This is a genomic window from Amycolatopsis sp. TRM77291 (assembly GCF_054166285.1).
In genome coordinates this window covers 7654899-7671531 of sequence record NZ_JBSZHF010000001.1, presented here as the reverse complement: position 1 = coordinate 7671531, position 16633 = coordinate 7654899, and the positions used below count along the sequence as shown (strand labels likewise).

Annotated in this window: 17 protein-coding genes; 5 read left to right on the top strand and 12 right to left on the bottom strand. The window is 68.5% G+C overall.

Translation table 11 applies throughout. The features are described 5' to 3' along the window. Positions 1–47 precede the first annotated feature (47 nt). From ACXIZN_RS35910 to ACXIZN_RS35895, 4 genes are all read right to left on the bottom strand, one after another. Complete coding sequence (locus tag ACXIZN_RS35910; protein ID WP_457959331.1) at positions 48–1421, bottom strand: glutamate decarboxylase; 1374 nt, start codon at positions 1419–1421, stop codon at positions 48–50. A gap of 72 nt (positions 1422–1493) precedes the next feature. After that, complete coding sequence (locus ACXIZN_RS35905; protein WP_034314675.1) at positions 1494–1970, bottom strand: Dps family protein; 477 nt, start codon at positions 1968–1970, stop codon at positions 1494–1496. A gap of 57 nt (positions 1971–2027) precedes the next feature. Beyond that, a complete protein-coding gene (locus ACXIZN_RS35900; protein ID WP_126737210.1) occupies positions 2028–2450 on the bottom strand; it encodes an organic hydroperoxide resistance protein in 423 nt (140 codons plus the stop codon). 138 nt (positions 2451–2588) lie between these two features. Then, positions 2589–3164, bottom strand: a complete 576-nt coding sequence (locus ACXIZN_RS35895) for an NADPH-dependent FMN reductase (RefSeq protein ID WP_457959330.1) — start codon at positions 3162–3164, stop codon at positions 2589–2591. Positions 3165–3312: 148 nt separating this feature from the next. Between ACXIZN_RS35895 and ACXIZN_RS35890 the strand changes: the two genes are divergently transcribed. Next, positions 3313–4359 carry an alpha/beta hydrolase gene (locus ACXIZN_RS35890; protein WP_457959329.1) on the top strand — a complete coding sequence of 349 codons (1047 nt, stop codon included), beginning with the start codon at positions 3313–3315 and terminating at the stop codon, positions 4357–4359. Positions 4360–4462: 103 nt separating this feature from the next. Here ACXIZN_RS35890 and ACXIZN_RS35885 read toward each other — a convergent pair whose 3' ends face one another. Both ACXIZN_RS35885 and ACXIZN_RS35880 read right to left on the bottom strand, forming a co-directional pair. Then, positions 4463–4993: a hypothetical protein gene (locus ACXIZN_RS35885; RefSeq protein ID WP_457959328.1), complete on the bottom strand. Its 531-nt coding sequence runs from the start codon at positions 4991–4993 to the stop codon at positions 4463–4465. A gap of 432 nt (positions 4994–5425) precedes the next feature. Then, positions 5426–6868: a catalase gene (locus ACXIZN_RS35880; protein ID WP_192742634.1), complete on the bottom strand. Its 1443-nt coding sequence runs from the start codon at positions 6866–6868 to the stop codon at positions 5426–5428. Between the two features lie 208 nt (positions 6869–7076). Between ACXIZN_RS35880 and ACXIZN_RS35875 the strand changes: the two genes are divergently transcribed. Beyond that, positions 7077–8219, top strand: coding sequence for an MFS transporter (locus tag ACXIZN_RS35875; protein WP_457960683.1), 1143 nt, complete (start codon positions 7077–7079; stop codon positions 8217–8219). A 72-nt stretch (positions 8220–8291) separates the two neighbouring features. On the opposite strand, the gene ACXIZN_RS35870 is transcribed toward ACXIZN_RS35875, so the two are convergent. From ACXIZN_RS35870 to ACXIZN_RS35855, 4 genes are all read right to left on the bottom strand, one after another. After that, positions 8292–8663 (bottom strand): hypothetical protein, encoded by a 372-nt coding sequence (locus tag ACXIZN_RS35870; RefSeq protein ID WP_457959327.1) that lies wholly within the window; start codon positions 8661–8663, stop codon positions 8292–8294. Between the two features lie 73 nt (positions 8664–8736). Then, on the bottom strand, positions 8737–9927 hold the full coding sequence (locus tag ACXIZN_RS35865) for an RtcB family protein (RefSeq protein WP_034314834.1): 1191 nt from the start codon (positions 9925–9927) through the stop codon (positions 8737–8739). Positions 9928–10051: 124 nt separating this feature from the next. Beyond that, positions 10052–11092 carry an aspartate-semialdehyde dehydrogenase gene (locus ACXIZN_RS35860; RefSeq protein ID WP_457959326.1) on the bottom strand — a complete coding sequence of 347 codons (1041 nt, stop codon included), beginning with the start codon at positions 11090–11092 and terminating at the stop codon, positions 10052–10054. Further along, the gene (locus ACXIZN_RS35855) at positions 11092–12357 is read right to left on the bottom strand and encodes an aspartate kinase (RefSeq protein WP_034314653.1); all 1266 of its coding nucleotides are present in this window, start codon (positions 12355–12357) and stop codon (positions 11092–11094) included. Before ACXIZN_RS35855 ends, ACXIZN_RS35860 begins: the two co-directional genes overlap by 1 nt. Before the next feature lie 227 nt (positions 12358–12584). Here ACXIZN_RS35855 and ACXIZN_RS35850 point away from each other — a divergent pair, with 227 nt between their 5' ends. After that, the gene (locus tag ACXIZN_RS35850) at positions 12585–13181 is read left to right on the top strand and encodes a nitroreductase family protein (protein ID WP_457959325.1); all 597 of its coding nucleotides are present in this window, start codon (positions 12585–12587) and stop codon (positions 13179–13181) included. Here ACXIZN_RS35850 and ACXIZN_RS35845 read toward each other — a convergent pair. After that, positions 13142–14602 carry an MFS transporter gene (locus ACXIZN_RS35845; protein ID WP_457959324.1) on the bottom strand — a complete coding sequence of 487 codons (1461 nt, stop codon included), beginning with the start codon at positions 14600–14602 and terminating at the stop codon, positions 13142–13144. The two genes, ACXIZN_RS35850 and ACXIZN_RS35845, sit on opposite strands and share 40 nt — an antisense overlap. A gap of 103 nt (positions 14603–14705) precedes the next feature. Between ACXIZN_RS35845 and ACXIZN_RS35840 the strand changes: the two genes are divergently transcribed. Together ACXIZN_RS35840 and ACXIZN_RS35835 are read left to right on the top strand one after the other, a co-directional pair. Next, entirely contained in the window at positions 14706–15545 is an 840-nt protein-coding gene (locus tag ACXIZN_RS35840; protein WP_457959323.1) for a helix-turn-helix transcriptional regulator, read from the top strand. Between the two features lie 9 nt (positions 15546–15554). Continuing rightward, a complete protein-coding gene (locus tag ACXIZN_RS35835; RefSeq protein WP_457959322.1) occupies positions 15555–16154 on the top strand; it encodes a hypothetical protein in 600 nt (199 codons plus the stop codon). A 55-nt stretch (positions 16155–16209) separates the two neighbouring features. On the opposite strand, the gene ACXIZN_RS35830 is transcribed toward ACXIZN_RS35835, so the two are convergent. Beyond that, positions 16210–16575 carry a hypothetical protein gene (locus ACXIZN_RS35830; protein ID WP_457959321.1) on the bottom strand — a complete coding sequence of 122 codons (366 nt, stop codon included), beginning with the start codon at positions 16573–16575 and terminating at the stop codon, positions 16210–16212. Positions 16576–16633: the final 58 nt, after the last annotated feature.

Here is a 16633-nt window from a genome sequence, read left to right as displayed (position 1 = left end):
GCGCCGGTAGGGCGCGGGGAAATCCGGCGTGACGCAGGGCACCCGGCTCAGTGATGGAACGCGGTCCGCTGTCGCGGGCCGTGTTCGAGCTCGGGCAGCAGGCGCCGGAGGTCGGCGAGCAGCAGGTCGGCGAGGTCGTGCGTGAAACCGTTGCGCACCACGATCCTCAGCACCGCGAGATCGGTCCGGTTCGCCGGGAACGTGTACGCCGGGACGAGCCAGCCACGCTCGCGAAGCCGCCGTGACACGTCGAAAACGTCGAAGCCCTCGACGTCCGCCTTCGTCGTGAAGGCGAACACGGGCAGCTGGTCGCCGCGCGTCAGCAGTTCGAACGGGCCGAGTCCGGCGATCCCGTCCGCCAGCTGGGTCGCCACGTCACGCGAAGCCTGCTGCACGGCACGGAAACCTTCGCGGCCCAGCCGGACGAACGTGTAGTACTGCGCGGCCACCTCGGCGCCGGGGCGGGAGAAGTTCAGCGCGAAAGTCGGCATGTCGCCACCGAGGTAGTTGACGTTGAAGACGAGCTCGTCCGGCAGCGCCTCCTTGTCGCGCCACACCACCCAGCCGACACCGGGGTAGACCAGCCCGTACTTGTGCCCGGAGGTGTTGATCGACGCCACCCGCGGCAGGCGGAAGTCCCAGCTCAGCTCCGGGTCGAGGAACGGCGCGATCATCGCGCCCGACGCGCCGTCGACGTGCACCGGGATGTCCCAGCCGGTTCGTTCCTGCAAACCGTCGAGCGCGGCGGCGATCTCGGCGACCGGCTCGTAGCTGCCGTCGAAGGTGGACCCGAGGATCGCGACGACGCCGATCGTGTTCTCGTCGCAGCGGGCGATCGCCTCGTCGGCGGTGAGATGGAACCGGTCGCCGTCCATCGGCACCAGCCGCGGCTCGACCTCCCAGTATTCGCAGAACTTCTCCCAGCAGACCTGGACGTTCGCGCCCATCACCAGATTCGGTTTCCCGGTGCGGCCCAGTTTCGACCAGCGGCGCTTCAACGCCATGCCGGCGAGCATGCAGGCTTCCGACGAACCGGTGGTGGAGCAGCCCATGATCGCGGCGGGATCGGGCGCGTGCCACAGATCGGCGAGAATGTTCACGCAGCGCCGCTCGAGTTCCGCGGTCTGCGGGTACTCGTCCTTGTCGATCATGTTCTTGTCGACGCATTCGGCCATCAGCTCGCGGGCCTGCGGCTCCATCCACGTGGTGACGAACGTGGCGAGATTCAGCCGGGCGTTCCCGTCGAGCATCAGCTCGACGCGCACCAGCTGGAGCGCGGTGTCGGGCGGGAGCGGGTCTTCGGCGAGGCTGTCGTGCGGGAGGCGGATTTTCGCGGCGAGCGCGGGATACGCGCCGGCGTACAGCGGGTTGGCCCCGCTCCTGCGGTCCTGATCGGTCGCTTTCCCCTTGTGCAGCACCATGAATCGAACGGTAGCCGCTGGTGAGTGGTAAGGACGGTTAGAACCGTCCTTACCACTCACGAGGTGGAGGGATCAGGCCTGCTGCGCCTGCCACATCCAGTGCGCCTTTTCGAGCTCCTGGGTGATCTCGATGAGGAGGTCCTGGGTGACCAGGTCGCTCTTGTCGGTCTCGTCGATGCGCTTGCGCAGCCGCTCGATCAGCGCCGCGAGGATGTCGACGATCGCGGCGACCGTGGACTCGACGGACTGCCAGTTGTCGGGGTAGTCCGGCAGGCCGGAGCTTTCGACGACGGCCTTCGCCTGGCCGTTCGGCGAGATGCCGATGGCGTTGGCGCGCTCGGCGACCTCGTCGACGTACTGGCGCGCGGTGGCGACCAGCTCGTCGAGCTGCAGGTGCGCGCTGCGGAAGTTCGCGCCGACGACGTTCCAGTGGGCCTGCTTCGCGATCAGCGACAGGTCCACCAGATCGACCAGCGTGGCCTGCAAGGCGTTACCGGTGATCTCCTTGTCGGCGTCGCTCAGCGGACTCTTGATCGGAGACTTGCCCATCTTCGGTCTTCCTTTCGGAAATCAGTCGGTTCGGGAATGGACCTGCCGCGGCCGGGATCAGACCGTCGCGGACAGCGCGACCTCGATGTTGCCGCGGGTCGCGTTCGAGTAGGGGCACACCTGGTGCGCCTGCTCGACGAGCTGGTCGGCCTGCGCCTGCTCCAGGCCGGGCAGCGAAACCTTGAGCGCCACGCCGAGACCGAAGCCCTCACCCTGCTTGAGCACGCTGACCTCGGCGGTCACGGTGGAGCCGTCCAGCGTCACCTTCGCCTGGCGCGCGACGAGCTGCAGCGCGGAGTGGAAACAGGCGGAATAGCCGGCGGCGAAGAGCTGCTCGGGGTTCGTCTTGTCCCCGCCCGGCCCGCCCATCTCCTTCGGGATCGCCAGCGACTCGTCGATGACGCCGTCAGAGGACGTGACCTCACCGTTGCGGCCGTCGCCGCGAGCGGTGGCCACAGCGGTGTACAGAGCCTCAGCCATTCTTCGCCTACCTCCTGGTCTCAAGACACGCCCCGTTGAGCGTCTCTTCGGTGTCAACGTCCCGCAACCGCGAAACCTTGCCACCCCATGGCAGGCATCACGTCCGGGAACTACCCGGACGGAGATCGGGGCAAACGACTAGTGACCGGCGCGACTCAGCGCGAACTCGGCGACCTGGGTTCCGATCAGGCGGAGTGTGCGGACGCTCTTCTCGTCCGAGGCGCCGCCTGCTTCGTCGAACTTGGTCTCCGCGGTGTTGATCGAACCACCCAAAGGGGTGGCCCAGCCGCGCAGCGCGTGCGTGATCGTGCGCAGCTGCTCCAGCGTGGTGACCGCGGCCTGCCAGCCGTACGCGACGGCGGCGAGGCCGACCGCGCGGCCGTCGAGATACGGGCGGGCGTCCTCGCGCAGGTCTTCGACGTAGTCCAAGGCGTTCTTGACCAGCCCGGACAGCGCGCCGTGGTAGCCGGGCGAGACGACGACGATCCCGTCGGCGCGGCGGATGGCTTCGACCAGCCGCGTGGCCCGCTCGTGCCGCTCCGCCAACGCGGTGTCGTAGAACGGCAGCACCAGCTCGGGCCCGGAGATCAGCTCGGTGGTGACTCCGGTTTCGGCCGCGGCGCCGAGCGCGATCCGCAGCGCACGCTCGGATTGCGAGCCCTCCCGCAGAGAGCCGCCGATCCCGAGCACATGCACCGCGTTCGTCGAAGTCACGCTTTCGAGGCTAGCCCCTCTACTTAAGTGGAGGACCAGGATCTGGAACGGAGGCCTGCGTCACACCCGTTCGCCGCAAGGCCCGTGTTCCCCGCTGGACGGCATACCTACTCGAAAGTAACCTGACGGGAAGCCCTCAGGAGGAAGCATGGCGATATCGCTCCAGATCCGTGCCGAGGCCGCGTTTTCGCAGCTGGCGTTCTGGCTCCCGAAGCCGGTCAGACGGGCCATCGCGGGACCGCCCCTCCGCCTGGACGGACAGGAACTCGCGCTGGACGCCCAGCTCCTGCTCCGCCTGCAGAGGCTGGCGAAGGCGTCGCTGGTGCGGGGAACCGTCGAAGAGTCGCGCAGCATGCTCCTGGCGAGCAGGCATCTGGTCAGCGGGCCGACGATCGAACCGGTCGCCACCAGGGAGCTGCTCATCCCCACGGGTGACGGCGGCGTGCCCGCCACGCTCTACACCCCGGACGGGCTGCCGGATCCGTCCGGGCTGCTGGTGTTCTTCCACGGCGGCGGCTGGGTGGTCGGCAGCCGCGTCTCCCACGACAACACCGTCCGTTACCTGGCGAAACAGGCGGGCGTACGGGTGCTTTCGGTGGAATACCGGCTCGCGCCGGAGACACGGTTCCCGGGTGCCACCGAAGACGCGATCGCGGCGTTCGAGTACGCCTTCGCGAAAGCGCGGGACCTGGGCGCGGACCCGGCGCGCATCGCCGTCGGCGGCGACAGCGCGGGCGGGAACCTCGCCGCGGTGACCGCGCAGCAGGCGGTGAAACGCGGCGGCGGGGTTCCGGCGTTCCAGCTGCTGTTCTACCCGGCGACCGATTTCACCGTGCGGCGCCGCTCCCGGGAATTGTTCGCCGAGGATCTGTTCCTCACCGATTCGGATATGACCTGGTTCGAGGGGCATTACGTGCCGAAGGGCACCGATCTGTACAACCCGAAACTGTCGCCGCTGCACGGCGACGTTTCAGGATTGCCGCCCGCGTATATCGCGACGGCGGGTTTCGATCCGCTGCGCGATGAGGGCGAGGCGTACGCGGAGAAATTGCGGAAGGCCGGGGTCCCGGTGGCGCTCAGCCGCCAGCCGGACCTGATCCACGGGTACATCAACTTCCTCGGCGTCGGACGGCGGTTCCGTGAGGCGACGGCCGAAGCGGCGGGAGCCCTGCGGCTGGGTCTCGCGCCGAAGTGAAAGCCAGAGCCCGAGTGAGGAGAAATGTCCCCACTCGGGCTCCGGCCCCCATATCGTGGCCCGCCGCCCTGCACGGCGGAACCTGACGACTTCCGGTCTCCTTCTAGGGCGTGGGAAGCGGTACGGGCGGGACCGGCAGCGGCGGGACAGGGAGTCCGCCGAGCAGGCCCGCGAGAATGCCGGTCACGGCCGTGAGCAGGGCTTTCACCAGGTCACTGACGATCTTCAGCGGTCCGGGAAGGTCCGGGAGCGAGGGGATCGGCACCGGCAGCGGCGGCAGCTGACGCGCCTTCGCCGCCGGGTCGGCCAGCAGCCTGCTGGACTCGACGGAGCGGCCCTGGGCCAGGTCGCCGAGCTTCTGGGTTTCGGTCTGGATCTGATAGCGCTTGCCCGCGGCGATGTCGCCGAGGACGGGGCTGAGCCTGTCCAAGTCCGCCCGCGTCTTGGCGACGTCGCCGGCGTAGGCCACCTTGGTGAGGCCGTCCCGCATCTGCAGCACCTGCGCGGCGAGCGCCTGCGTGTTGGACGAGCCCTTCCCACCATCGGTGCCAGCCGTAGCGGCGCCGGCCGAGGCCACCGCCAACAGACTGCCTGCGGCGACCGCGGCAATCGTCCGGGCAATGTTGCCTTTCATTCCCTTACCTCCTGGCCTCTGGGACCTGACGAGGTAAATCGATACCCGCCGTATCGGCCGAACACCACCCGATCACCGGTTGGAACCGTTTTCTAACCCTTACGTGCCGGATTCATTCCCGGGGAAGACCCCCGCAATTGATTAACGTCGAAATCTTGTGCTTCCCCCTGAAGATCACCCTTTTCCCGCCGTTTTATGACCACCTGTGACCGATCGACACGGCGGTGCGGTTCGTTCACCCACAGCGGTGTAAACGGTGATCGTTTAGCTTGATCACTCCGTCGGACAGGCGTGTCGCGCTGCTCCACTCGGGTTGTCCCCCACGCACGCCACGCCCACTTCTGGTTTCACATGCGAGTGGGGACATGGGAACGCCCCCGGTGCGCGCACCGGGGGCGTTCCGTGGTGGGAGCAGCCTCTCGAAAGAGGTCCTTACTCGCGGAAAGCGTCCGCGACCTTGTCGCCGAGGTCCTTGTCGACGTTGCGCCAGTACTCGAAGACCCGCTCGAGCACCGGGCGCGAGACGTCGTTCGAGGCGTGGCCGATGATGTTGCTCGCGAGCCGCTCGCGCTGCGCGTCGTCCATCACGTCGCGGACGAGCGTGCCCGGCTGGCCGAAATCGTCGTCCTCGGCGTGGAGCTTGTACGCCGACCGGATGACCTCGTCTTCGACGCCGTAGCCCGAAGCGGTCTCGGCGGCGATCTCCGCGTTCGCGTGCGGACCGCCGTAGGAGTTCGGCGCGTACACCGGGTCGCCCGGGTTGTTGTAGCGCATCGCACCGTCGCGCGAGTAGCTGTTCACCGGGGACTTCGGCGCGTTGACGGGCAACTGCGTGTAGTTCGCACCGATCCGGTAGCGGTGGGCGTCCGGGTAGGCGAACAGGCGGCCCTGCAGCATCTTGTCCGGCGACGGGCCGATACCCGGCACCAGGTTGGACGGCTCGAACGCGGCCTGCTCGATCTCGGCGAAGTAGTTCGCCGGATTGCGGTCGAGTACCCAGCGGCCGACCTTGATCAGCGGGTAGTCGCCCTTCGGCCACACCTTGGTCAGGTCGAACGGGTTGAAGCGGTAGTCCGCGGCCTCGGCGTAGGGCATCACCTGGACGTACAGCGTCCAGCTGGGGTGGTTGCCCTGCTTGATGTTCTTGAACAGGTCACGGATGTAGTAGTCCGAGTCCTCGCCGGCGATCCGGTCCGCGTCGGCCTGCGTCAGGTAGCCGATGCCCTGGTCGGTCTTGAAGTGGTACTTGACCCAGAACTTCTCGCCGCCCGCGTTCTCCCACAGGTAGGTGTGCGAGCCGAAGCCGTCCATCTCCCGCCAGTTCGACGGGATGCCGCGGTCGCCCATCAGCCAGGTGACCTGGTGCGCGGACTCGGGCCGCAGCGTCCAGAAGTCCCACTGGATGTCGTGGTCGCGCAGGTGGTTGTCGGCGCGGCGCTTTTGCGAGTGGATGAAGTCGGGGAACTTGATCGGGTCGCGGATGAAGAACACCGGGGTGTTGTTGCCGACGAGGTCGTAGTTGCCCTCGGAGGTGTAGAACTTCACCGCGAAGCCGCGCGGATCGCGCCACGTGTCGGGCGAGCCGTTCTCCCCGGCGACGGACGAGAACCGGGCCAGGCTCTCGGTGCGCACGCCCGGCTGGAACAGCGCGGCCTTCGTGAACTGACTGACATCCTCGGTGACTTCGAGGAAGCCGTGCGCGCCGCCGCCCTTGGCGTGGACGACCCGTTCGGGCACCCGCTCACGGTTGAACTGGGCGTTCTTCTCGATCAGGTAGTGGTCCTGGAGCAGGATCGGGCCGTTGGCACCTGCCGTCAGGGAGTCGTTGTCGCTCGCGACGGGGATGCCCACGTTGTTCGTGGTCGGCAGGGTCACGCCGGTGCCTCCTGGTTCGTGGTGGTGAGCGGTCGGTCCTCCTCCACCCTCTCGTCTAATCTGGAATCAGTCAAGAAAACACCCCGGTCCGGGTGACCCGGGCCTCGCGAAAAAAACTTGCACGTGCGTACCAAGTTACGTTCTCATCGGACGTATGGCCCTCGCTCCGTATCGTCGTGTGTTAGCCGTGCCCGGAGTTCCCAGCTCGATGCTGCTGATGTTCCTGGCCCGCCTCCCGATGACGGCCATGGGCGTGACGATGACGCTGTACGTGGTCAACGATCTTGGCCGAGGCTACGGCGCGGCCGGGCTGGTCGGGGCCGCCACCACGCTCGGCAGCGCGATCGGGGCACCGCTCGTCGGCCGGTACGTCGACCGCTACGGGCTGCGGCCGGTGGTCGCGATCTGCGGGCTGGCCTCGTCGACGTTCTGGATCAGCGCGCCGCATCTGCCGTACCAGGTACTGCTCGCGGTCGCGCTCCCCGCCGGCGTGCTGTCGGTGCCCGCCGGCACGCTCGCGCGACTGGTGCTCACCGCGCTCGTGCCGCTCGAACAACGGCGGGCGGCCTACTCGCTGGACACGATCCTGGTGGAGGCGTCGTTCATGATCGGGCCGTCGGCCGGGATCATGGCGATCACGCAGCTGCCCGCGGTCTACGCGCTCACCGGGATCGGTGTCTGCTTCGCGCTTTCGGCGACGCTGATCTACCGGCAGAACCCGCCGATCCGCGCCGAGGCCGACGCCGAGGTGTTCACCGGCGAGCGGCCGCCCGTGCGGAGCTGGCTCACCGGACGGCTTGTGATGGCGATGTTCATCGCCGCTGGCGCGCTGTTCTGCCTCGTCGGCATGGAGCTCGCCGCGCTGGCGACGCTGCGCGCGAGCGGTGACATCGCCTGGTCCGGGCTGCTGATCACGCTGATGTGCGTCGCGTCGGTCCTCGGCGGGGCGATCCACGGCGCGGTCCGGCGGTCGCTTTCGCAGGGCACGCTGATGCTGCTGCTCGCGGTGCTGACGCTGCCGGTCGGGCTGATCGCCGAGCCGTGGTGGCTGCTGGCGATCGTGCTGTTCCCGAGCAATGTGCTGTGCGCGCCGACACTGGCGGCGAGCACGGAGACCGTCAGCGCCGCGGCGCCCGCCCGCGTGCGCGGGGAGGCGATGGGACTGCTGGACGCGGCCAGCCGGATCGGGCTGGCGATCGGGAGCCCGGTCATCGGGTTCGCGATCGACCACTCCAGCCCCGGCTGGGGTTTCGCGGCCTCGGCGCTGGGCGCGCTGGCGATCGCTTCGGTCGGCCTGTTCTGGCGCCGCTCCCGTACCCCGGCCCGGGTGCCCGCGCTCACTTCCTCCTGACGCGTTTCGTCCTCTGGATGCGGTCGTTGCGCGTGCAACGACCGCATTCAGAGGACGAAATGCGAGACGGGGCTAGGCGCAGACCTTCCGGAGGGCTTCCAGCTGCTCGAGGTTGCGCTTGGTCCAGTCCGCGGCCTTGCCCGCGTCCTGGATGTTCTCCTTCTGCACCTGCAGGTACGAGTCCGCCATTCCGGTGAGCGCACCCGCCACGTTCTGCTCGCCGACGCTGCCGGCCAGCTCACGCAGGCGCTTCTCCTTGTCCGCGGCGCGCTCCTTGAGCGTCGCCGGGTCCGGATTGAGGTCGGCGAGGCTGAGCGCCTCGGCGCAGGCGCTGACCTTCGTCGCCGCCTTGTTCGTCTGATCGACCGCGTTCGTGACCTCGCTGCAGCCCGCCAGCGCGAGCCCGGCGGCCGCCAGGAGCGCCGCGATTCCCAACCTCTTCATGAGAACCACAGTAGCGAGAACGTGGGTGGTATGTCGGGTTCCCCCGGCCACCACCCACGAACCGCCCGGTAACTCAGCCCTTCACGCAGACGACCTGCTTGAGGTGCGCGACCACCTCGACGAGATCCGTCTGCGCCTTGATCACCGTTTCGATGTCCTTGTACGCGGCCGGGATCTCGTCCACCACACCGGAGTCCTTGCGGCACTCCACACCCGCGGTCTGCGCCGCGAGGTCCTCGGCGGTGTACAGCTTCTTCGCCTTGTTCCGCGACATCCGGCGGCCCGCGCCGTGCGACGCGGACTGGAAGGACGACTCGTTCCCGAGACCGCGCACGATGTACGAACCGGTGCCCATGCTGCCCGGGATGATCCCGAGGTCGCCCGAACCCGCGCGGATCGCGCCCTTGCGGGTCACCAGGAGGTCGACGCCGTCGTAGGTCTCTTCGGCGACGTAGTTGTGGTGGCAGCTGATCGCGTCGTCGAAGGTCGTCTGCGGCACGACGTCCTTCAACGCCTGCTTCACGAGCGCGACCATGGTGGCGCGGTTGCGCGCCGCGTAGTCCTGCGCCCAGAACAGGTCGCGCCGGTACGCCTGCATTTCGGGCGTGCCCGCGACGAACACCGCGAGATCCGGGTCCGGCAGGTCCGCGTTGTGCGGCAGCTTCCGCGCGACGGCCATATGCCGTTCCGCGAGTTCCTTGCCGATGTTGCGCGAACCGGAGTGCAGCATCAGCCACACGCGGCCTTCGTCCTCGCCGCCCTGTTCGAGGCAGACCTCGATGAAGTGGTTGCCGCCACCGAGGCTCCCGATCTGGCGCGACGCGCGGTCGTGCAGGTCCTGGACGCCGGGATGCAGGTCGCCGAAGGACTTCCAGAACGCGTCCCAGCCACCGACACCGTGCACCTTCGCCGGGTTCACCGGGGTCTTGTGCAGGCCGAAGCCGACCGGGACGGCCGATTCGATCCGGCGGCGGAGCTTCAGCAGGTCGTCGGGCAGGTCGGCGGCGGTGAGCGAGGTCCGTACCGCGCTCATCCCGCAGCCGATGTCGACGCCGACGGCGGCCGGGGACACCGCGTCGCGCATCGCGATCACGCTGCCGACGGTCGCGCCCTTGCCGTAGTGGACATCGGGCATGACCGCGACGCCGTGCACCCACGGCAGGTTGGCGACGTTGTGCAGCTGTCGCATGGCCTGGTCCTCGACCGATGTGGGGTCCGCCCACATCCGGATCGGAACCCGCGAGCCTTCGACCGCCGTGTACATGATTTTCCCTTCGTGGAAACGTTTGTCGCCACAGAGCATGCCCCGGCCGAAGGCTCCCGACAACGCAATTAGTCGCCTCCTTGCCCCGGCCGGGGGCATGGAGGCGACTAATTGCGGGAGAGCGTCAGGAGTTCGCGGCGACCAGTTCCGCGATCTGCACGGCGTTGAGCGCCGCGCCTTTCCGCAGGTTGTCGTTCGACACGAACAGCACCAGGCCGCGGCCGCCGTCGACGCCCGGGTCCGTCCGCAGGCGCCCGACGTACGACGGGTCCTGGCCGGCGGCCTGCAGCGGCGTCGGGATGTCCGACAGCTCCACGCCGGGGGCGCCGGTCAGCAATTCGGTCGCGCGGGCGACCGAAAGCGGCTGCGAGAACTCGGCGTTGATCGAGATCGAGTGCCCCGAGAACACCGGTACCCGCACGCAGGTGCACGAGACCAGCAGCTCCGGGATGCTCAGGATCTTGCGGCTCTCGTTGCGGAACTTCTTCTCCTCGTCCGTCTCGAACTCACCGTCGTCCACAATGGACCCGGCCAGCGGGAGGACGTTGTGCGCGATGGGCCGCGCGTACTTCTTCGGCTCGGGGAAGGCCACCGCCGAGCCGTCGTGGGTCAGCGCGCCCGCGTTCGCCGCCGCGGCGGCGAGCTGCCCTTCCAGCTCCTCCACGCCGGCGAGCCCGCTGCCGGACACGGCCTGGTAGGTGCTGGCGACCAGCCGCACCAGGCCCGCTTCGGCGTGCAGCGGCTTGAGCACCGGCATCGCGGCCATGGTGGTGCAGTTGGGGTTCGCGATGATCCCCTTGCGCGCCTCCTTGACCGCCTCCGGGTTGACCTCGCTGACGATCAGCGGGACGTCCGGATCCATCCGCCACGCCGACGAGTTGTCGATGACCGTGGCACCGGCGGCGGCGAACCGCTCCGCCTGCGCCTTGGAGGTCGCGCCGCCGGCCGAGAACAGCGCGATGTCCAAACCGGACGGATCCGCGGTCGTCGCGTCCTCGATGACGATTTCCCCGTCACGCCAAGGAAGCTTCGAACCGGCGGACCGCGCCGAAGCGAAGTACCGCATTTCGGCGACCGGGAAACCCCGTTCGGCCAGCAGACGGCGCATCACGCCGCCGACCTGACCGGTCGCCCCGACGACCCCTACCCGCAAACCTTCCGGCATCAGCGACCACTCCCCGCGTAGACGACGGCTTCTTCGTCGCCGCCGAGTTCGAACGCCTCGTGGATCGCGCGCACCGCGTCGTCGAGTTGCGCGTCCCGGATCAGCACCGAGATCCGGATCTCCGAGGTGTTGATGATTTCGATGTTGACGCCCGCCTGCGCGAGCGCTTCGCAGAACGTCGCCGTGACACCGGGGTGCGAGCGCATCCCCGCGCCGACGAGCGACACCTTGCCGACATGGTCGTCGTAGAGGACCGACTCGAAGCCGATCTCGTCCTTGATCTTCTCCAGCGACTGCACGGCCTTGGCCCCGTTGGCCTTCGACAGCGTGAAGGTGATGTCGGTACGGCCGGACGACGTGCTGGACACGTTCTGCAGCACCATGTCGATGTCGATCTCGTTGTCGGCGATCACGCGGAAGATCCGGGCGGCGGCACCGGTCGTGTCGGGCACGCCGGTCACCGTGATCTTGGCTTCGGAGCGGTCGTGCGCCACACCGGTGATCAACGCTTGTTCCACGGGGATCTCCTCGATAGAACCGGTCACCGTGGTGCCCGGCTTGTCACTGTAGGAAGAACGGACTCGGATCGGGACGCCGTAGCGGCGCGCGTACTCCACCGAGCGCAGGTGCAGGATCTTCGACCCGCTCGCCGCCAGCTCCAGCATCTCCTCGTAGGCGATGGTGTCGAGCTTGCGCGCGTCGGACACGACCCGGGGATCGGCGGTGTACACACCGTCCACATCGGAATAGATCTCGCAGACGTCGGCGTTCAGCGCGGCGGCCAGCGCGACGGCGGTGGTGTCCGAACCCCCGCGGCCGAGGGTGGTGATGTCCTTGGTGTCCTGCGACACGCCCTGGAACCCCGCCACCAGCGCGATGTAGCCCTGGTCGAGAGCCTCCGTCACCCGGCTGGGGCTGACGTCGATGATCCGCGCGTTGCCGTGCACCGACGTCGTCACCACACCGGCCTGCGAGCCGGTGAACGACCAGGCCTCCGCGCCCTGCGCCGAAATCGCCATCGCCACCAGGGAGTTGGAGATGCGCTCACCCGCGGTGAGCAGCATGTCCATCTCGCGTTCCGGCGGCGCCGGATTGACCTGCTGAGCCAGGTCGAGCAGCTCGTCGGTCGTGTCGCCCATGGCGGAGCAGACGACGACCACGTCGTTGCCCGCCTTCTTGGTGGCGACGATGCGTTCCGCGACGCGTTTGATCCGGTCGGCACTTTCCAGCGACGAACCGCCGTACTTCTGGACCACGAGGGCCACGCCCGAACCTCCTCGACGGGCCGGGCGTGCTCCTGGTGGGCACCGAGGAGCCCCCGCGTCCCTTATTTGGGCGAAAGCCTACCGGGGTCGCGCACGCTCGCCACCCTCGTAAGTGGTCCTGACCACCACTTCGAGGACTCCTGGAAGTAAATCTTCCTTAACACCAACGAAATAGTCGGAGGGCTTTCACTTTAGTGACGGAGAGCACCCCTTGCTACCGTCCCTTGATGCACAAACCCGCCGACACGAGTACCCCGATCGCGCCGCTCCTGGCCGCGAGGTGGAGCCCGCGCGCTTACGACGAGTCAGCGATCGTCACCGAAGACCAGCTCCGCGCGCTGCTCGAAGCGGCCCGCTGGGCGCCGTCGTTCGGCAACACCCAGCCCGCCCGTTACCTGGTCGGCCTGCGGGGCACGCCGTCGTTCGACCGCATCCTCTCGACGCTCAACTCGGGCAATCGCGCGTGGGCCCATCGCGCCGGGCTGCTGCTGATCGGCGTGATGGTGACCACGAACGAGAAGGGTGACGTCCCGTACGCCGAGTACGGGCTCGGGCTGGCGAGCGAGAATCTCGTGCTCCAGGCCGTCGACCTCGGCCTGATCGCGCACCAGATGGCGGGCTTCTCCGCCGAAGCGGCGAAGGACTTCTTCGGCCTCCCCGACGACGTCGTCCCGAAGGTCGCCATCGCGGTCGGTCACCCCGCGGACCCCTCCGTGCTCGAAGAGGACTGGCGCATCGAGCGCGAGAAGGCGCCGCGCGAGCGAGTCCCGCTGGCCGAATTCGCCTACGCCGACGCCTGGGGCACGAGCGTTTTCGCAGGCTGAGGAAGCCAGCGAAGGGCGAGGATCCCGAGCCCGGCGTGCAGCAGGCCGAGTACCGCGACGGCGGTGTGGAGGCCCGCGACGAAGGCCTCCTTCGCGTCAAGAGCCGCCGTGGGCGCGATGGCGAGGGTTTCACCGAGGGTGGGCGCGAGGTCCGGTCCGGCCAGGCGGAACACCAGCGCGGCGAGCGAGCCCATGAGCGCGATCCCCAGCGCGTTGCCGATCTCGTTGCTCGTCTCGGCGATCGCGCCCGCCGCCCCCGCGCGCTCGGCGGGCACCGCGCCGACGGCCGTGTCCGCCACCACGCTGAACGAGATGCCATAGCCGGCACCGGCGACCACCGTCGACGCGACGTACCAGCCCACCCCGCCCGCGACCCCGGTCATGAGCAGCAGCGCCAGCCCGGCGGCGATGGAGAAATGGCAGACGATCAGCGCCGCGCGGGCGCCGATCCGGTCGACCAGCGCGGGCGTGACGACGCACATGATCGTGAGCACGGCCGCGCCCGGCAGCGCCAGCAACGCCGCGTGCAGGACCGGCAGGCCGAGCACGGACTGCAGGAGGATCCCCGACAGGTACGCGGAGGCCGACCACGCCGCCAAGGGCAGCAACCCGGTGACGATCGCGATCGTGAAGACGCGGTCGCGGAACAGGGAGAACTCGATCAGCGGGTACTCCAGACCACGCTGACGCCGGGCGAACCACACCAGCAGGCCGGCGCCGGCGATCGCCGCGGAGGCCGCGGTGACGGACAGGCCGTCGGCGGCCGCGTGCTTGATCCCGTAGATCGCGAGCAGCAGGCCGGCCGCGGAGAGCACGACGCTCAGCGCGTCGACGCGCCCCTTCCCGGCGGCACGGACCTCCCGCAGCAGGACCGGCGCGATCGCCAGGAACACCGCGATCACCGGCAGATTGACCAGGAAGACCGAACCCCACGGGAACCGTTCCAACAGGACACCGCCGACGACCGGGCCGATCGCGAACCCGGCGGCGAACGCGGCCGCGAAGATCCCGATGGCCCGCGCCCGGCGTCGCGCGTCGGGGAAGAGCTCGCTGAGCACCGCGAGCGCGGACGGCAGGAGGGTCGCTCCCGCCAGTCCCATCAGGGCACGGAACGCGATGAGCAGTTCCGGGCTCGGGGCGAACGCCGCGCCCGCCGAACCGGCGCCGAACACGGCGGCACCGATCATCAGCAGCTTCAGCCGTCCGTACCGGTCGCCGATGTTGCCGAACGCGATCAGCAGCGAGCCGACCGCGAAGCCGTAGACGTCGAGGATCCACAACGCCTGATCGGCCGTGGGGGTCAGCGCCTGGCTGATCTCGGGCATCGCCAGGAACAGGATCGATCCGTCCATGGAGACCAGGAACACCGGGCAGAGGATCACCAGCAGGCCGAACCAGGCCCGGGAGTGCTGTCGTGTCATGCCTTCGACGATGTGCCGCCGCCGTCGGGACAACCATCCCCGTGCCATGGGTACACCTCGCGGGTACACCCACGAGGCGGGCGAAGTACTTAGGCTCGGAGTCATGGAAAGCCTGGGCGTGTACCTCAAGAGCCGTCGCGATCGGGTGACCCCCGCCGAAATCGGCCTGCGCACCTACGGCACTTCGCGCCGCGTGCCCGGTCTGCGCCGCGAGGAACTCGCGCAGCTCGCCGGAGTGAGCGCCGGGTACTACACGCGGCTGGAGCAAGGACTGGCAGAAACCGCGTCACGGCAGGTGCTCGACGCGCTCGCCCGCGCGCTCCGGCTCGACGACGTCGAGACCGGCCATCTGCACAACCTCGCCCGGCAGGCTTCGCTCCCGAAGCTGACCGATCCGGGCCCGGAAGACCCGCACCCCCGGGTCCTCGCGCTGCTGGAGAACCTCGGCGAAGCCGTGCCCGCCCTCGTCTTCGGCCGTCGCGGCGACGTGCTCGCGTGGAACCACGCGGGACACACGCTCATGGCCGAGCACCTCGATTTCGACGCGCCGAAGGATCCCGGACGGCGGCCGTCGCTGCCGCGCATGTTCTTCCTCGACCCGCTGACCCGCGATCTTCACCGGAACCGCGCCGAACTCGCGCCGATCCACGTCGCCTATCTGCGGCTGACCGCGGGCCGGTACCCCACCGACGCCCGCCTCGCCGCGCTCATCGGCGAACTTTCGATGCGCAGCGACGAATTCGCGACCCTCTGGGCGACCGGTGACGTCGCCGACTGCACCGTCGGACCCATGCAGCTGCGGCACCCCACGGTCGGCGCGGTGAGCGTCGACTACCAGGTGTGGCTGCAGCCCGACAGCCCCGATCACCGGCTGGAGATCTACACGCCGAAGGATCCGGGCTCGGCCGACGCGCTGAAACTCCTGACCAGGTTCGATCGCTAACCTGGGGGCATGGGGGCATTTCGCAGCGTTCTCCGCAACGAATCCCGCACGATGGCCGGACTCTGGCTGTATCTCAGGCGCCGGAAGGACGGAATCGACGGGGACGCCGTCGCGGTGCCGTACGGCGCGAACGGGAAGTCGATCTTCATCGTGCTCGCGGTGGTGAGCGCCGTCGAAGCGGGTCTCTTCTGGCTGATCGACTTCGGCCTCGTCGTCGATCTCCTGCTGCTCGCCCTCGGCGTGTACTCGGCGCTGCTGGTGTTCGGGGTCTACGCCGGCACCGTCGTCCGGCCGCACGTGATCTCGTCGCGCGAGGTGCGGGTGCGCTACAGCTCCTTTTACGACGTGCGGATCCCGAGGGAGAACGTCGTCGCGCTGCGGCATGTGAAGGAGAGCCACGATCCGCTCAAGGCGCAGAAGTTCCGCGACGAAACCTGGCTCAGTCACGACAACTTCTACGAGACGAACCTGATCGCCGAACTGCGCGAGCCGATCACGGTGACCCGGCCGCTCGGCGCGACCGAGACCGTCCGCGTCGTGAAGTTCCAGGCGGACGACCCGACAGCCGCCGTCGAGGCCTACGAACGGCTTTCCCCCGACCGCGTTTAGTCCTCTGGATGCGGTAGTTGCACGCGCAAGGACCGCATCCAGAGGACGAAATGCGCTAGTTGGCGCCGCCGACCCGGCGGATGATCTTGGCCAGGATCCCGGTCACCACCATCCAGAAGATCGCCGCGATGCCGTAGTTGATCAGCACGCGGAGCTTGGCGTCTTCGGGCATGAAGAGATCCTTGAAGCCGAGCAGGAGCCCGTCGGCCCAGCCGCGGACGAACGACACGATGCCGTTGTCGGGGTTGGCCTCGCCGATCACGAAGACGACGTGCAGCACGAGGATGGCCGCGAAGATCAAGCCGACCCAACGGACCACGCTCGCCAGTACCCCGGCCGCGCGACCGCCGCCCGCTCGCCAGTCGACCTTGCGTCTGGTCGGCTGATCAGCGGTTTCCTTCTCTTCAGCGTGCTCGCCCATGCCGGGCAGTGTGGCACGCCGCCTGGTCCGATTGCTACCCGCGAGTAACCCGAATGGG

Excerpts from the sequence above, each read along its gene's own strand:
- ACXIZN_RS35910 (WP_457959331.1), bottom strand. The coding sequence starts at position 1,421 with ATGGTGCTGCACAAGGGGAAAGCGACCGATCAGGACCGCAGGAGCGGG.
- ACXIZN_RS35905 (WP_034314675.1), bottom strand. The coding sequence starts at position 1,970 with ATGGGCAAGTCTCCGATCAAGAGTCCGCTGAGCGACGCCGACAAGGAG.
- ACXIZN_RS35900 (WP_126737210.1), bottom strand. The coding sequence starts at position 2,450 with ATGGCTGAGGCTCTGTACACCGCTGTGGCCACCGCTCGCGGCGACGGC.
- ACXIZN_RS35890 (WP_457959329.1), top strand. The coding sequence starts at position 3,313 with ATGGCGATATCGCTCCAGATCCGTGCCGAGGCCGCGTTTTCGCAGCTG.
- ACXIZN_RS35885 (WP_457959328.1), bottom strand. The coding sequence starts at position 4,993 with ATGAAAGGCAACATTGCCCGGACGATTGCCGCGGTCGCCGCAGGCAGT.
- ACXIZN_RS35875 (WP_457960683.1), top strand. The coding sequence starts at position 7,077 with ATGCTGCTGATGTTCCTGGCCCGCCTCCCGATGACGGCCATGGGCGTG.
- ACXIZN_RS35870 (WP_457959327.1), bottom strand. The coding sequence starts at position 8,663 with ATGAAGAGGTTGGGAATCGCGGCGCTCCTGGCGGCCGCCGGGCTCGCG.
- ACXIZN_RS35865 (WP_034314834.1), bottom strand. The coding sequence starts at position 9,927 with ATGTACACGGCGGTCGAAGGCTCGCGGGTTCCGATCCGGATGTGGGCG.
- ACXIZN_RS35860 (WP_457959326.1), bottom strand. The coding sequence starts at position 11,092 with ATGCCGGAAGGTTTGCGGGTAGGGGTCGTCGGGGCGACCGGTCAGGTC.
- ACXIZN_RS35850 (WP_457959325.1), top strand. The coding sequence starts at position 12,585 with ATGCACAAACCCGCCGACACGAGTACCCCGATCGCGCCGCTCCTGGCC.
- ACXIZN_RS35845 (WP_457959324.1), bottom strand. The coding sequence starts at position 14,602 with ATGACACGACAGCACTCCCGGGCCTGGTTCGGCCTGCTGGTGATCCTC.
- ACXIZN_RS35840 (WP_457959323.1), top strand. The coding sequence starts at position 14,706 with ATGGAAAGCCTGGGCGTGTACCTCAAGAGCCGTCGCGATCGGGTGACC.
- ACXIZN_RS35835 (WP_457959322.1), top strand. The coding sequence starts at position 15,555 with ATGGGGGCATTTCGCAGCGTTCTCCGCAACGAATCCCGCACGATGGCC.
- ACXIZN_RS35830 (WP_457959321.1), bottom strand. The coding sequence starts at position 16,575 with ATGGGCGAGCACGCTGAAGAGAAGGAAACCGCTGATCAGCCGACCAGA.